Origin of the sequence: Gilliamella sp. M0364 (genome assembly GCF_016100565.1) — a bacterium.
Classification (GTDB): domain Bacteria; phylum Pseudomonadota; class Gammaproteobacteria; order Enterobacterales; family Orbaceae; genus Gilliamella; species Gilliamella apis.
On sequence record NZ_JACFSF010000035.1, the window covers coordinates 1 to 322 of the forward strand.

The 322-nt window shown below is 39.8% G+C and carries 1 protein-coding gene; it reads left to right on the forward strand.

Annotation, left to right across the window (positions count from 1 at the left end; all coding sequences use genetic code 11):
- The coding region (locus tag H3U96_RS11285) for a hypothetical protein (protein WP_232347788.1) at positions 1–199 on the forward strand (199 nt) is incomplete at its 5' end.
- Positions 200–322 lie beyond the last annotated feature (123 nt).

The following is a 322-nucleotide window of genomic DNA, read 5'->3' on the forward strand; positions in this document are numbered from 1 at the left end:
GTTTGCCATGCTAACCTCACTCAGTTGTCAGCACATTGCGAATGTCGCTAAATTAAATACACCAAACTTATTTGCCAAAATAAACGTTTATGTTTATAGCAAGCTAATTTTAGTTTTAAAACCAATTTCGGAGAAACTTGGGCGGGATTTTGGTTTTAAAAACCCCGTTCCTCAAATTTTTTGGTTCTTTATTTTTTAGTTCTTTGAGTTTCGGACGTTTTGTTGTTTGGTGACTAGTTCTATACGGTGATTACGTCCGAGTTAAGAGGGTTGGCGCGAACCCTCTTTACAATCTCCCGCGGCGACTACGCAAGTGGTCACG